13 protein-coding genes are annotated in these 14,890 nt (G+C 56.4%); 11 read left to right on the top strand and 2 right to left on the bottom strand.

Going from position 1 to position 14,890, the window contains the following annotated elements; all coding sequences use genetic code 11:
• Positions 1-100 precede the first annotated feature (100 nt).
• The 8 genes from bglX to GKC68_RS15440 all read left to right on the top strand — a co-directional run bounded on the left by bglX (position 101) and on the right by GKC68_RS15440 (position 10,379).
• The gene (gene bglX, locus GKC68_RS15475; RefSeq protein ID WP_089527665.1) at positions 101-2,398 is read left to right on the top strand and encodes a beta-glucosidase BglX; all 2,298 of its coding nucleotides are present in this window, start codon (positions 101-103) and stop codon (positions 2,396-2,398) included.
• A gap of 187 nt (positions 2,399-2,585) precedes the next feature.
• Positions 2,586-3,692, top strand: a complete 1,107-nt coding sequence (locus GKC68_RS15470; protein ID WP_064367356.1) for a suppressor of fused domain protein — start codon at positions 2,586-2,588, stop codon at positions 3,690-3,692.
• A gap of 178 nt (positions 3,693-3,870) precedes the next feature.
• Positions 3,871-5,766 carry a methyl-accepting chemotaxis protein gene (locus GKC68_RS15465; RefSeq protein ID WP_058706132.1) on the top strand — a complete coding sequence of 632 codons (1,896 nt, stop codon included), beginning with the start codon at positions 3,871-3,873 and terminating at the stop codon, positions 5,764-5,766.
• Positions 5,767-5,914: 148 nt separating this feature from the next.
• Positions 5,915-6,448 carry an isopentenyl-diphosphate Delta-isomerase gene (gene idi, locus GKC68_RS15460; protein ID WP_028723774.1) on the top strand — a complete coding sequence of 178 codons (534 nt, stop codon included), beginning with the start codon at positions 5,915-5,917 and terminating at the stop codon, positions 6,446-6,448.
• A 181-nt stretch (positions 6,449-6,629) separates the two neighbouring features.
• Positions 6,630-7,541, top strand: coding sequence for an ABC transporter substrate-binding protein (locus tag GKC68_RS15455; protein ID WP_264238520.1), 912 nt, complete (start codon positions 6,630-6,632; stop codon positions 7,539-7,541).
• Between the two features lie 3 nt (positions 7,542-7,544).
• Positions 7,545-8,726: an ABC transporter permease gene (locus tag GKC68_RS15450; protein WP_264228191.1), complete on the top strand. Its 1,182-nt coding sequence runs from the start codon at positions 7,545-7,547 to the stop codon at positions 8,724-8,726.
• Positions 8,713-9,660 carry an ABC transporter ATP-binding protein gene (locus GKC68_RS15445; RefSeq protein WP_028723772.1) on the top strand — a complete coding sequence of 316 codons (948 nt, stop codon included), beginning with the start codon at positions 8,713-8,715 and terminating at the stop codon, positions 9,658-9,660. Before GKC68_RS15450 ends, GKC68_RS15445 begins: the two co-directional genes overlap by 14 nt.
• Positions 9,648-10,379, top strand: coding sequence for an ABC transporter permease (locus GKC68_RS15440; protein WP_047715484.1), 732 nt, complete (start codon positions 9,648-9,650; stop codon positions 10,377-10,379). The genes GKC68_RS15445 and GKC68_RS15440 overlap by 13 nt, the downstream gene beginning before the upstream one ends.
• Here GKC68_RS15440 and GKC68_RS15435 read toward each other — a convergent pair.
• Both GKC68_RS15435 and GKC68_RS15430 read right to left on the bottom strand, forming a co-directional pair.
• Positions 10,360-10,467 carry a hypothetical protein gene (locus tag GKC68_RS15435; protein WP_013025142.1) on the bottom strand — a complete coding sequence of 36 codons (108 nt, stop codon included), beginning with the start codon at positions 10,465-10,467 and terminating at the stop codon, positions 10,360-10,362. The two genes, GKC68_RS15440 and GKC68_RS15435, sit on opposite strands and share 20 nt — an antisense overlap.
• 84 nt (positions 10,468-10,551) lie before the next feature.
• The gene (locus GKC68_RS15430) at positions 10,552-11,286 is read right to left on the bottom strand and encodes a MerR family transcriptional regulator (protein ID WP_047715485.1); all 735 of its coding nucleotides are present in this window, start codon (positions 11,284-11,286) and stop codon (positions 10,552-10,554) included.
• Positions 11,287-11,434: 148 nt separating this feature from the next.
• Here GKC68_RS15430 and GKC68_RS15425 point away from each other — a divergent pair, with 148 nt between their 5' ends.
• The 3 genes from GKC68_RS15425 (at position 11,435) to dinG (ending at position 14,882) form a co-directional block, all read left to right on the top strand.
• Positions 11,435-11,998: an XRE family transcriptional regulator gene (locus GKC68_RS15425; RefSeq protein ID WP_264238521.1), complete on the top strand. Its 564-nt coding sequence runs from the start codon at positions 11,435-11,437 to the stop codon at positions 11,996-11,998.
• The gene (locus tag GKC68_RS15420; RefSeq protein WP_264238522.1) at positions 11,995-12,525 is read left to right on the top strand and encodes a GNAT family N-acetyltransferase; all 531 of its coding nucleotides are present in this window, start codon (positions 11,995-11,997) and stop codon (positions 12,523-12,525) included. The genes GKC68_RS15425 and GKC68_RS15420 overlap by 4 nt, the downstream gene beginning before the upstream one ends.
• A 194-nt stretch (positions 12,526-12,719) precedes the next feature.
• Positions 12,720-14,882: an ATP-dependent DNA helicase DinG gene (gene dinG / locus GKC68_RS15415; RefSeq protein ID WP_264238523.1), complete on the top strand. Its 2,163-nt coding sequence runs from the start codon at positions 12,720-12,722 to the stop codon at positions 14,880-14,882.
• Positions 14,883-14,890: the final 8 nt, after the last annotated feature.

Here is a 14,890-nt window from a genome sequence, read left to right as displayed (position 1 = left end):
GTCGGACGCAGTGTGATAGCCGCAGGTGGCATGCTATGCTCTGAAGATGGCATCCTGCATTTAGTCGATATTGCGCAGTTACTTAAGAGAACCCAACCTGATGAAATGGATTTGCTCTGTTAGCCTCGCTGTTTCCCTTGCTCTGCAACCTGCATTTGCCGGGGATCCAACCGTTCACCATCCCATGACCGAACAGGCGCGAGATGCCTACGTGAACAACCTGCTGAAAAAAATGACGCTGGACGAGAAAATCGGCCAGTTACGTTTAATCAGCGTGGGCCCGGATACGCCAAAAGAAGCCGTACGTGAGATGATCCACAAAGGTCAGGTTGGCGCCATTTTTAATACCGTGACGCGTCAGGATATTCGCGCGATGCAGGACCAGGTGATGCAGCTAAGCCGCCTGAAAATTCCGCTGTTTTTTGCCTATGACGTGGTACACGGGCAGCGAACGATTTTCCCGATTCCCCTGGCGCTGGCATCCAGCTGGGATCTCGACGCCGTCAATGAAGTGGGGCGCATTTCTGCCTATGAAGCGGCGGACGATGGGTTAAATATGACCTGGGCACCGATGGTCGACGTCAGCCGCGAACCGCGCTGGGGCCGCGTGTCTGAAGGGTTCGGCGAGGACACCTATTTAACCTCTGCCATGGGACGCACCATGGTGCAGGCGATGCAGGGCAAAAGCCCCGCAGACCGCTACAACATTATGACCAGCGTGAAACACTTTGCGCTCTATGGCGCGGTGGAAGGCGGACGCGATTACAACACCGTGGACATGAGTCCACAGCGCATGTTCCAGGACTACCTGCCGCCCTATAAAGCCTCGCTGGATGCCGGCAGCGGCGGCGTAATGGTCGCGCTGAATTCCATTAATGGCGTGCCCGCGACGGCCGACAGCTGGCTGCTGAAAGATCTGCTGCGTCATGAATGGAAATTCAAAGGAATAACCATCAGCGACCACGGGGCGATTAAAGAGCTGATCAAGCACGGTGTGGCGAGCGATCCCCAGGATGCCGTACGTATTGCCATTAAGTCTGGCGTAGATATGAGTATGAGCGATGAATACTACAGCCAGTATTTACCCGACCTGGTGAAGCGCGGCATCGTCAGCAAAGCCGAAATCGATGATGCGGCCCGGCACGTGCTCAATGTGAAATACGATATGGGGTTGTTTAACGATCCCTACAGTCATCTTGGTCCGAAAGAGAGCGATCCGCAGGATACTAACGCAGAAAGCCGCTTACATCGCCCGGAAGCCCGCGATGTGGCCCGCAAGAGTATGGTGCTGCTGAAAAACCGCCTTGATACCTTACCGCTGAAGAAATCTGGCACCATTGCCTTGATTGGACCGCTTGCCGACAGCCAGCGTGACGTCATGGGCAGCTGGTCGGCGGCGGGCGTCGCCAAACAGTCGGTTTCCCTGCTGCAGGGCATGAAAAATGCCACCGAAGGCAAAGCCACGCTGCTGTACGCTAAAGGCGCGAATGTGTCAGACAACAAAGGCATTCAGGACTTCCTCAACATGTATGAACCGGCCGTGGTGGTCGATCCGCGTTCGCCGCAGGCAATGATTGATGAGGCGGTCGAGAAAGCGAAGCAGGCCGATGTCATCGTGGCGGCGGTAGGGGAAGCGCAGGGCATGGCGCACGAGGCGTCCAGCCGCAGTAATCTGATGATCCCGCCTTCGCAACAGAAGCTGTTAGCCGCGCTGAAAGCGACAGGCAAGCCGCTGGTGATTGTGCTGATGAATGGCCGCCCATTGACGCTGGTTGATGAAGACAGAATGGCCGATGCCATGCTGGAAACCTGGTTCAGCGGAACAGAAGGGGGCAATGCTATCGCGGATGTGCTGTTTGGCGATTACAACCCATCGGGTAAACTGCCGATGTCTTTCCCCCGTTCTGTGGGTCAGATTCCCATTTATTACAACCATTTACCGACCGGCCGCCCGTACAATTTTGCCAAGCCTAATAAGTACACATCCCACTACTACGATGCGGAAAACGGCCCGCTTTACCCGTTTGGCTATGGCCTGAGCTACACCACGTTCACCGTGTCGCCAGTCACGCTTTCATCAGAAACGATGGCGCACAACGGCAGTATCGAAGCCAGCGTAACCGTAACGAACAGCGGCAAAGTGGACGGTGCCACGGTAGTACAGCTCTATCTTAACGATCCGGTTGCCAGCATCAGCCGTCCGGTAAAAGAGTTGCACGGCTTTAAGCGCATCATGCTCAAAGCCGGTGAATCTCAGCAGGTGACCTTTAAGATTGATGTTGATGCGCTGAAGTTCTGGAACCAGCAGATGAAGCACGTTGCCGAGCCAGGTAAATTTAACGTTATGATTGGTCTGGACTCTGTCCGCACGCAAAACGCTCAGTTCACCTATCAGTAAACTTCAGCCGGAACTGCTTGCAGGTTCCTGCCGGTGTTACCGCTTCCCCGTCCGGGGAGGCGGTTTTATCCTGCCTTCTGCCTTCTTCATTTCACTTTGAGAGTTTTACCCTTGCCTGTCGTGGCAGCAGACGTGATCCTGCTCTATCCTCGGGGAAAATGAATTCCTCAAGCACTGTCGAGGCGCTATGACGTATCAATCACTGATTGCTGAAGTCCACAATCAGCAGCGCACCCTGACGGCAATTGTCGAACAGGATGCGCGAACTGCTTATTTCTATATCTGGCCAACCGATCTGTTTCGCAGCCAGTTTGCGGTGCGTGGCTGCTGGTTACGAAACCTGCTCCCTGCGCCGGTTCAGGAAGATCACCAGGCGATGGAACAGGGCATTGCCCCCCTGCTGAGTGCAGAATACTGCCGTAATCTGGAAGCTGAACCGCCGCTGGATCCCGCAGGTCTGCAAATTCTCTGGGAACCCGGCGATGCGGGAGCGGCACTGTGGTACTACGGACAACTTCTTGCCGTCATTCCTGGCTGGAGCCTTTACCAGGATAAACAGGTCAGTTTCTCCGCCGGTTGTATCAAAAAAAACCGTCTGACCGCGCCGCTCGGTTCAGCCTCGACCAATCATTACTATGCCCTCGCCGAACAGCAGCGCCAGTTCTGGCGTGAATGGCATGACGGCAGCCAATGGGACAAGGTGCAACAGGACTTGCTGGCCTGTTATCAGGCGCAGTTTGGCGAGTCGGTCAAATACTACGCGATCGATCAGGGCAACTGGCCGCCCATGGCGCTCTCTCAGCACTACCATAACGGCATCTGGTACTTTCTGACCCTGGGCATGAGCATTCGGCCCATGCCGCAGGTTGATTTTCTGTTCGATGAGCTGGCCCCGCAGTACCGCCGGGCAGAGCTGGCGATGGCGGTCGATGGTGAAGTCATGACAGAAAGCAATGCGGTCCAGATGGCCAGCGCGCTGGCTGAATTTGTCCATTTGCCGTGGGCGCGGCTGACCTGGCTGGGGGAAGGCCATACGCTGGCCTCAGAGGTGGCACCGGTGGGATTCGAAAGCTACCTGTTAGCCAACGAGCTGGCCCCGGAACAGGCCCAGTTCCCGTTGCCAAGACAGGATGGCGACAGACCCACGCTGCTGTGGGCCACGCCGGTAACCGAAGCGGAACGGCAATTTGCCCAGAGCGAAGCCCAGGGTGGGCAACAGCTGCGTGAACGGCTCACCGCTGGGGGAAATACGCACATATTTCGACCGCGTGAACAGGTTGTGAACACAGAATAAACACCGGAGAAAGGGCGGTTTTGCCGCCTGGTGGAAAAAGTTACTGACCTGGCGTAACTAAATACCTTTATTGTTAAAAGACTTGTTAAATTTGTGATCTGGTCTACTCAAGTTCCCCCTTGCCGTGCCGTTAATCCCGATCAGGCAATAGCGCCACAAAAGGTCTAGAGGAACAATGATGTTAAAGACCACGCAATCCCGCTTCACAGCAACGCTTATCGGTTTTTTTGTTGCGCTAGTATTGGTCACTATTTGGGTGATCAACCAGTTTGTCGCGCCTCAGTTGGTAGACAATGAAAGCCGCCTGATTCGCTATCAGGTGGATTCGCTGGCAACCGGCATCGTGGAGCAAATGAACCGTGTGCAGGCACAGCAACGTGCCATTACCGAGGCCGCCTCGGTCATCGACAGCGCCGCAATCGACACTTTGTTACCTGCACTGGTTAACCAGTATCAGGACAGTAACGTTTTCGGTGGCGGTATCTGGCCTTTACCCCATCGTCGCGAAGCTGATAAAGAGAAAGACAGCAGCTTTTTTGCTCGTGACGCCAGCAACAAGCTTCAGGTCAACACCTACTGGAACTCTGAAGCTGCGGACAAATACTGGGAGCAGCCCTGGTATAAAGACGGCATGGCCGCGCCGAAAGGGCAGTGCGCCTGGGCTAAAGCTTATCAGGATGCCGCCAGCCCACAGCCACGTACCAACTGTGCCATGGCAATCTACCGCGACGGGACAGTCTGGGGCGTTTCCACCATCGACGTTACGCTGGGTTTCTTCAACCAACTGGCTAAAAAGATGGGCGAGGCGATTCATGGAGACGTCCTGATCGTTGAGTCCGACGGCAAGGTCGTGGGTAATGCGGCGCTGGTTAACGGCACGCCGAAACTCGAAAACCTGAGCGATCTGCAAAATCCTATGGCTGCGCCGCTGAAAGCGATGCTTGCCAGTGCGGGAACAAAGTCCGCAGAGTCAACCTATAGCAGCAACGATGGTGAACAAACGCTGTTTCTGCAGGCTATTCCGGGCAGCCCGTGGTATCTGGCCAGTAGCGTACCGTCCAGCCTGCTGAAAGCCCAGTCCCACAATATGCTGACGCGCCTGGGTTTGGTGCAGATCCCTCTGGCCATTATTCTGTTGCTGGTCATGCTGGGTTTCATGCGCGCCATGATGAAGCGTTTGAGCATGCTCAACCAAAATATCGAAGCGCTGTCGACAGGGGGCGCGGATCTTACGCAGCGTCTGCCAGCCAGTAACAGCCCGGAATTTAACGCCGTTGCCCAGAGCTTTAACCACTTTATCAGCTATCTGCAGGGGTTAATGCAGCAGGTTGGCAGCAGCGCCCTGGCCATCTCTGCGGCGTCGCGTGAAATTGCCAGCGGCAATACCAACCTCTCCTCACGCACGGAAGAGCAGGCCAGCTCGATTGTTGAAACGGCGGCTTCTATGGAGCAACTGACCGGCACCGTGCGCCAGAACGCTGACAACGCAACGCATGCGAACCAGCTGGCAGGTGAGGCTTCTAAAGTGGCGTCGCGCGGAACGGAAGTGGTTCGTCAGGTGGTGAGCACGATGGGCGAAATTCATCACTCTTCGCGTAAAGTCGTCGATATCATCAGCGTGATCGACAGCATTGCCTTCCAGACCAACATCCTGGCACTCAACGCCGCCGTTGAAGCCGCGCGTGCGGGCGAGCAGGGGCGTGGTTTTGCCGTGGTCGCCTCGGAGGTGCGTAATCTGGCGCAGCGTTCGGCCAACTCCGCACGTGAAATCAAAAAACTGATTGAAGAGTCGGTCGCGAATATCGATGCAGGCAGTCAGCTGGTTGAACAGGCAGGACAAACCATGGACGAGCTGGTTCAGGGCGTGAGCAGCGTCACTACGCTAATGAGCGAGATCATGGCCGCCAGTCGTGAGCAGAGCATGGGCATCGAACAGGTTAACGTTGCCATTACCCAGCTTGACGGCACCACCCAGCAGAACGCCGTCTTAGTGGAAGAGGTCTCCTCTGCCGCGCAGGCGATGGAAGCCCAGAGTCTGCAACTGGAACAGGTTGTACAAAGCTTTAAACTGTAATTCACAGTCAGGCCAGCGCCCGCTGGCCTGACGTTTTCGACGATCGCCATTGCCGTCTGACAGATTTGTGCATAAACAGCACAATTTTATCCCCTCAATCTCCCCAATCTTGTGCCAGAATAATGAGGAATACACTCAAGGAATCCTCATGTCTGCTATTGAAGTTATCCTCGTCGACCATCTTGATCGTCCCACCGGCAAAATGGAAAAGTTGGAAGTACATGAAAAAGGATTACTGCACCGCGCTGTCACGGTGTACGTTTTTAACACCCGGCAGGAGCTGCTGCTCCAGCGTCGCGCCAGTGACAAATATCACTGTGGCGGATTATGGAGCAATACCTGCTGCGGTCATCCTTATCCTCATGAATCGACTAAAGAGGCGGCCGAACGCCGTCTGCGCGAAGAAATGGGCATGATCCTGTCGCTGACGCCTGTTTTCGAACTGAGCTATAACCTGCCGCTCAGTAATGGCCTGACAGAGCACGAGTACGGCCATGTCTTTTTTGCCGTGAGCGACGCGCTGCCCGTGCTTAACCCGCAGGAGGCGGATGCATTTGATTACCGCTCGATGCAGGACATTGCCCTGCAAATGCAGCAGCAGCCCCAGCAGTTTACGCCCTGGTTCATTCATACCTTTCCCCGTATTCCTGCCTGTCTCGACAGTTTCACTTTCCCGGCTTAATCACCAAACCCTGGCCAATGTGGTCAGGGTTAGCCGCATCTGATTTCAGGACAAAACAGATCGCGGAATGCGATTGCCAGGCTACGCTTTTATTGCAACCTCTAAAACGGTGGGCGTGCCAGTCAGGTTATCCCTACGGCCAACCGTACTTCCAGATAAATACATTAATAAGGAAAGCATCATGGCAAACATTCGCGGTTTGGCCGGCATCAGCCTTTTACTGCTGAGTCTGGGAATGGCGCACGCGGCCGATCCGGTGCGTGTGGGTTCCAAGATAGATACTGAAGGCTCACTGCTGGGCAATGTCATCCTGCTGGTGCTGGAAAAGCACGGCGTCAAGACCGTTAACAAAATCCAGCTGGGGGTAACTCAGGTGGTGCGGGGCGCCATCACCGCGGGCGAACTGGACATCTACCCGGAATACACCGGCAACGGAGCCTTCTTTTTTAATGACGAAAAAGACAGTGCCTGGAAGCATGCCCGCGAAGGCTATGAAAAAGTGAAAAAACTGGATGCCGAAAAAAATCACCTCGTGTGGCTGACACCCGCGCCAGCGAACAACACCTGGACCATCGCGGTCCGTAACGACGTCGCGGAGAAAAATCACCTTAACTCCCTTGACGATCTCAGCGCCTATCTGAAAAAAGGGGGCACGTTCAAGCTGGCTGCCTCGGCGGAATTTATCGAACGCAGTGATGCGCTTCCCGCATTCGAAAAAGCCTATGGCTTTACGTTAAAACAGGATCAGCTGTTATCGTTGGCCGGGGGCGATACCGCCGTGACTATCGGCGCAGCCGCGCAGCAAACGTCAGGCGTCAACGCCGCCATGGCTTACGGTACGGATGGCCCGGTTGCCGCGTTGGGCCTGAAAACGCTCAGCGATCCAAAGGGCGTTCAGCCCATTTATGCGCCTGCGCCAGTAGTGCGTGAAGCGGTTCTCCAGGCTTATCCGCAAATGGCTGCATGGCTTAAACCTGTTTTCAGTGCGCTGGATGAAAAGACATTGCAGCAGCTCAACGCCAAAATTGCCGTTGAAGGACAGGACGCCAGCAGCGTGGCGAAAGCGTGGTTAGAACAGAAAAAGCTGCTGTAACCGATGTGGCTATCGCGGGAGGCGATATCCCGGCCTCGACAGCAGCCAGTGGCGCTGGTACTGATGGTGTTACTGAGCCTGACGTCAGGTTGCCTGCCGTTTGTCAGCTTTGCGGCCAATCGTCTGGTTGCCGGCCAGCCGGTGATGCTCTGGCAAATGGCGCACGGCATGGCACTTCTGCCCCCGCTGGCGTTGCTGTGGTTACTGCTGTGGGCCAGACCAACGGGATTTCGCTGCGCGTTGCAGTTAATGAGCGCCGGACTGGCGCTGGCGGTCATGATCTGGCTCAGCGGCGACCAGGCCAGGGTGCTGGCCGGGCAGGGCAGCCGGCTGGCGCGAACCAGCTTTGCGAGCGGCATGTGGTGCGCCAGCGCGCTGACACTCCTGTTGATCACCGATACCGCGCGTGCGCTCACCCATCGCAGGCTGTGGCAACTGGTGCTGAATCTGCTGGTATGGATCCTCCCCCTCTGGCTGCTGTTCAGCGGCCAGCTGGACGACCTGTCGTTACTGAAAGAATATGCCAACCGCCAGTCGGTCTTTGATGCGGCTTTATTGCGTCATCTGACGCTACTGGCCGCCACCGTCCTGCCTGCTTTACTGATTGCTTTTCCGCTGGGCATCGTGCTTTACCGGCGATCCGGCTGGCAAAGCAGCGTTTTCAGCGTGCTGAATGTGGTTCAGACGGTGCCCTCCGTGGCGCTGTTTGGCTTACTCATTGCTCCACTGGCGGGGCTGGCAAAACGCTTTCCCTGGGCAGGTGCATGGGGCATCAGCGGCATTGGCATGGCGCCCGCGCTGATCGCGCTGGTGTTATATGCCCTGTTGCCGCTGGTGCGCAGCGTGGTAACCGGACTGCAGCAGGTGCCGCCAGACGTGCGCGAAACTGCGCGCGGCATGGGGCTGAGCGGCAGGCAGCAGTTTTTCGCCGTGGAGGTGCCGTTGGCCTTGCCAGTGTGGTTGTCGGGCATACGGGTTGTGGTGGTGCAGACACTGGGCATGGCCGTGGTGGCGGCGCTGATCGGCGCAGGCGGATTCGGCGCGATTATTTTCCAGGGGCTGCTGAGCAACGCGCTGGACTTAGTGCTGCTAGGCGTGATCCCGGTGATTGCGATGGCGGTGACGTTGGATGCGTTATTCCGCTTGTTGATTTCCCTGCTGGAGAGAAAAGATGATTCAGTTTGATGGCGTCACCCGGTATTTTGCCGGTAAAGCTGCGGTTAAAAACCTGTCGCTGACCATCGCAAAAGGAACCTTTACCGTGCTGCTGGGCACCTCGGGCTCAGGTAAATCGACCACGCTTAAAATGATTAACCGTCTGGTGGAGTACGATGAAGGGGAAATCCGCTTTGCAGGGGAATCCATTCGCCAGATGGATGCCCAGGCGCTGCGCCGCCGTACCGGCTATGCCATTCAGTCGATTGGTCTGTTTCCGCACTGGACAATTGAAAAGAATATAGCCACCGTCCCAGCCTTGCTGGGCTGGTCAAAGGCGCGCAGGCGCGAACGTATTGACGCGTTGATCGCACTGCTGAATTTGGAGCCGGCGTTACTTCGCCGCTACCCGCATCAGCTCTCCGGGGGACAACAGCAGCGCGTTGGCGTTGCGCGGGCGCTGGCGGCGGATCCTGACGTACTGCTGATGGATGAACCCTTTGGCGCACTGGACCCGGTCACGCGCACTGCGCTTCAGCAGGAGATGTTACGCATTCACCGTGCCTCAGGGTGCACCATCGTGCTGGTCACGCACGATATTGATGAAGCCCTGACGCTGGCCGACAATATTGTACTCATGGACAACGGTGAGATCGTTCAGCAGGGTAAACCGCGTGAATTGCTGACCCGGCCAGGCAACGACTTTGTGCGTGATTTTCTGGGGCGCAGCGAGACAGGGCTGCGTCTGCTGGCGCTTGGCCAGGCAGGACGCGCAGTGCGTCGTGGGGAATGGCTGGATGCCGAGCCGCTGGCGGCGACGCTGAGCCTGCGCGAAGCGTTGTCACAGTTTATCAGCCGCGGCACGGATAAACTGCCCGTCGTAGATGCGCATCAGCAACCGCTGGGCGTGCTTTACTTCAGCGATCTTCTTCATCACGCAGAGGCTCAACAATGCGACGGTTAGCCGATCCTCTGCTGTGGCTGGTCCTGTTTTATCTCAGCCTGCTGGCGGCCATGCCCTTCAGCGGCCCCGTGTTTGCCGCCTGGTTTCCCGACCTGGCCCGCCCGCTTTATCAGCAGGACAGTTTCTGGCAGCTCACCCTGGCACATCTTTTTCTGGTGGTAACCGCCAGCCTGATGGCGATTGTTATCGGCGTCGGCAGCGGCGTGCTGGTCACCCGGCCTGCGGGACAGGCTTTTCGACCGCTGTTGGAAACCATCGCCGCCGCTGGTCAGACGATCCCGCCGGTGGCGGTGCTGGCGATAGCCGTGCCTGTCATGGGATTCGGTGCGTGGCCTGCCGTGGTGGCCTTGCTGCTTTATGGGCTGCTGCCGATTTTACAGGGCACACTGGCGGGGCTGGACAGTGTCCCGGCCAGCAGTCGTGAGATTGCCGTGGGTGTCGGCATGAGTGGCTGGCAGCGTTTGTGGCAGGTTGAGCTTGCGCTGGCGGCACCGGTGATCGTTGCCGGGATACGTAACTCCGTCATCATCAATATCGGCACGGCGGCCATCGCCTCTACGGTTGGGGCAAAGAGCCTGGGATCGCCCATCATCATCGGCCTTAGCGGCTTTAATACCGCCTATGTCATACAAGGCGCGTTGCTGGTCGGGCTGTTAGCGATCGTCAGCGATCGCCTGTTTGAACGGCTGCAGCGCCGTCTTAGCGTGAATGAACGATAAGTGAATAGCCGACCAGCATAAGTCCACTGGTGCCGCCGATAGCCATAATGGCAAACAGCGTGGCAAAAAATGTTTTTTTCCAGTTCATAACTAACCTGAGGGTGTTTACGTCAAGGCGGGGATAATAGCGCGCGCAAGGCAGCCGTCATAGTGCCGAGCGTGCGTTTTTATTTCAGTGTGCGTCGTGCAAACGTACAGAGAATCCCTGTTCCTGCCAGTGTGTCAGCTGTTCCTGCTGACGGCGCGTCAGTCTTTTACCGGTAAAAACAAACATATTCAGCCCTGGAAATAATTCGGGCCGGGGAACATCAAGCGGTTCGGCGAGCACGTCGATGCGCCAGCCGTGCTGCGACAGTCGCCAACCTTCCAGCCAGATGCGCGTGCGATCTTCAATGCCCCAGCCAATAATCAGCGCTTCTTTACCCGCTTTTTTGCGACTGCTTGCCAGACAAAACGCCACGTAGTCAATCAGAATGCCATCCAGCAGGCTGCACATTGTCCGTGCTGTATTCTGATCCAGGCTGAGTTTCTGCCTTATGGGCATAAAAACGTGATCGATCAAGGCATCAACCGCATGTTCGCGACCAATTAAAGCGATTTTATTGCGTAGCTTAGCCGGTCTTACATGGCGCAGTATGCTGATGAGTTCGTCCTGCATGGCGGTCCAGCCATCGTTGGAATCAACATCTCCACCTTCCAGTAGTGCTTTGACCTTGCCTACTGGGACTCCACTTTCAATCCAGCGCATGATTTCCTGAATACGCTGAACATCTTCTTCATCGAACTGTCGATGACCGCCTTCGGTACGTTGTGGTTTCAATAATCCATAACGTCGTTGCCAGGCGCGTAAGGTAACCGGATTTATGCCACAGCGTTCGGCGACATCGCCGATACTGTATAAGGTCATATTTACCTCTTTAACTGACCTGAGTTAAAACACCATAGCGAAGCCTGTTAAGTTGTACAACCAATTTTTAGATGTACAACTTGACGGCTGCGCTTAATTGTTGTTCTATCTCAATTATGAGATTTATTTTTCATAAGTGAGATGAAACATGTCTTTTGATCATACGGAGCAACGCTTAGCAGCTCGCCTTGCAGAATTACGGTTGAAGCAGGGTTGGTCACTTGATGAACTCTCAACCGCCACCGGCATTAGCCGGCCCACATTATCGCGTATTGAGCGTGCTGAAACCAGCCCAACGGCTGCCCTGCTTAATCGTTTGTGTGTGGCTTACGGTCTGACCATGTCGCGCCTGCTGAGCGAAGTGGAAGCGGAAAGCGATCTCCTGATCCCTCGCGAACGCCAGCCGATCTGGAACGACGAAGCCAGTGGATTTAGCCGCCGTAATGTCTCACCGCCCGCCCATAATTTCCGCTGTGAGCTGATCGAAGGCACACTGCGGCCTGGCGCGCGCGTCGAATACGACGCGCCACCGCTGCAGGGCATGGAACACCATATCTGGATGCAGCAGGGACAGCTGACGATAACTATGGGCGCGCAGAGCTGGACCTTAGCACCCGGAGACAGCCTGCGTTTTCATCTTAGCGGCGCGTCCTCTTTTCAGGCACATCTTACTGAAGGTGCCCGCTATTTACTGGTGGCCTGCAAATCATGATGACGTATCAACAACTCAGCGCCGCTGAGGCACAACAGGTTTTGCCCGAACTGGCCCAGGTCTTACAGGCCTGTGTGGCTGAGGGTGCCAGCATCGGTTTTATCGATCTTGAAAACATTAGCATGATGACCCTTTTTTGGCACAATCAGCTTGCCGCGCTGGAAAAAGGCCAGAGTGAACTGCTGGTTGCTCGCCAGCATGGCCGGGTGGTGGGCACCGTGATGCTCAATGACAGCGCCATGCCCAATGGAAGCCATCGGGCCGAAGTCAGTAAGCTGCTCGTGCATCCGCAGGCGCGGCGGCAGGGGATAGCGCGCAGGTTAATGCAGCAGGCAGAACAGCGGGCGCATCAGAAGGGAAAACGCCTGCTGGTGCTGGACACCCGAACCGGGGACGTGGCCAGCGAACTTTATCGCGCGCTGCACTGGCAGGTTGCGGGTGAGATTCCCGCCTATGCGCAGTCTGTTGAGGGAAAACTGGACGCGACCACGGTGATGTTTAAGGTGCTGGATTCGCACGGTGGCTGAAGTACAGGCCTTCGGGCCGCCGCCTTATCCCTGCGCAACACGCGACAACGCGCCACGGCGGTGGTGGCCTGCTGTTGACCCGAGAGCACGAGCAGGCCTTTTCTGAAGCCAGCACGAAAAAACAGACCTGAAAGCTGACGTCACTGCGATACTGTGTAAAAATACAGGCCATCGAGTAAAGCGGTAATCTTAACATGGCCCTGACAGCAGCATTAAAAAGCCAGATCGCACAGTGGTATAAAGCGCTGCAGCAACAGGTGCCAGACTTTATTCCTCGTCCTGCTCAGCGGCAGATGATCGCGGAGGTCGCGAAATGTCTGTCGGGTGATGACGGGCGCCACCTGGCTGTAGAAGCGCCGACTGGCGTGGGCAAAACCCTTTCGTATCTTATTCCTGGCATCGCCGTTAGCCGCGCGGAAGAGAAGCGGCTGGTGATCAGCACGGCCAACGTCGCCTTGCAGGATCAGATCTTCAGCAAAGATTTGCCGTTGCTTAAAAAAATCATTCCTGATCTCACCTTTACTGCGGCCTTTGGGCGCGGGCGCTATGTGTGTCCGCGCAATCTGGCTGCGCTGGTCGCAGACGATAATCAGCAGGCCGACCTGCTGTTTTATCTGGATGACGAAGCGGTCAGCAGCACCAAAGAAGAGCAGATCCAGTGCGGACGGCTGCAAAAGTCACTGGATCGCTACCAGTGGGACGGCCTGCGCGATCACAGCGAGGAGAACGTCAGCGACAGCCTGTGGCAGCGTCTGTCTACTGACAAAGCCAGTTGCCTTGGCGTGCATTGCCGCTGGTACCGCGAATGTCCGTTTTTCGTTGCCCGGCGGGAAATCGAGCAGGTCGATGTGGTGGTGGCCAATCACGCGCTGGTGATGGCGGCCATGGAAAACGAATCGGTGCTGCCCCCGGCCAAAAATCTGATGCTGGTGCTGGATGAAGGGCATCACCTGCCTGAAGTGGCGCGGGATGCGCTGGAGATGAGCGCCGATATCACGCCCGGCTGGACCAGCCTGCAGCTCGATCTGTTTGTGAAGCTGGTGGAGGCGATCATGAGCCAGATGCGGCCCAAATCCCCCCCGCCGCTGGCCAATCCCGATCGTCTCAAGGCCCACTGCGATGAACTGCGCGAACGCCTTGCCACCATAAGTGAGGCGTTAAGCCCATTGCTTCCGCCGCACAATCAGCCCGGCGAGTATCGCTTCGTGTTGGGGACCTTACCCGACGAGCTGCTGGCGCTGTGCGCCCGGCTGTTCAAGCTGAGCGACGCGCTACGTGGACTCAGCGAAGGGTTGATTAACGCCTTGAGTGAACAAACCGGCAGCGTCGATCTCGTGCGTCTGCACCGCAATTTATTGCAGCTCAACCGCCACTTTGGCTGGTTTGAATCAGTCAGCAAGCTGTGGCGACTGGCTGCGATGGAAAAAGCCTCTGGTGCGCCCGTTTCAAAATGGATAACCCGTGAACTGCGCGACGGTCAGGCACACCTGTTCTTCCACTGCGCGGGAATTCGCGTCTGCGATCAGCTGGAAAAAATGCTGTGGCGCAAGATTCCTCACGTTGTCGTGACCTCCGCGACCTTGCGCTCATTGAACAGCTTTAGCCGCCTGCAGGAAATGTCGGGGTTGAATGAAAAGGCGGGCGACCGTTTTGTGGCACTGGCGTCGCCGTTCAGCCACGTCGATCAGGGCAAGCTGGTGATCCCGCAGATGCGCTACGAACCGTTGATGGCGAATGAGGCTGAGCATATCGCGGAGATGGCGGCCTTTTTCCGCCAGCAAATGCAGACAGAAAAGCATAAAGGCGTGCTGGTGTTGTTTGCCAGCGGGCGCGCCATGCAACAGTTTGTCGAGGCGCTGCCGGAATTACGACTGATGATGCTGGTACAGGGCGATCAGCCCCGCAGTCGCCTGATCGCCCTGCACCGCAAACGGGTAGAGCAGGGCGATACCAGTATTCTCATCGGCCTGCAGTCGTTTGCGGAAGGGCTGGATTTAAAAGGTGAGCTGCTCAGTCAGGTACATATCCATAAAATTGCTTTTCCGCCCATAGACAGTCCGGTAATTTTAACCGAGGGCGAATGGCTGAAGAGCCTCAGGCGTTATCCGTTTGAGGTACAGAGCTTACCCAGCGCCTCTTTTACGCTGATTCAGCAGGTCGGGCGTTTGATCCGTAGCCATCAGTGTTTTGGCGAGATTGTTATTTACGATCGCCGCCTGTTGAGTAAAGCTTACGGCAGTCGGCTCTTGGCGGCGCTGCCCGTGTTTTCAATTGAGCAGCCGGTCACGCCTGAACCCGAGGCCAGAAACACCAAACCCAATCCCGGCACGCGCAAATCGCGTGCGAAGCGGCGTTAAGTCGTTGC

The sequence above is a fragment of the Pantoea sp. RSPAM1 genome, from assembly GCF_038816185.1.
GTDB lineage: Bacteria > Pseudomonadota > Gammaproteobacteria > Enterobacterales > Enterobacteriaceae > Pantoea > Pantoea ananatis.
Note: the sequence above shows the minus strand (reverse complement) of the source record. Positions and strands in the feature narration are given on the sequence as shown.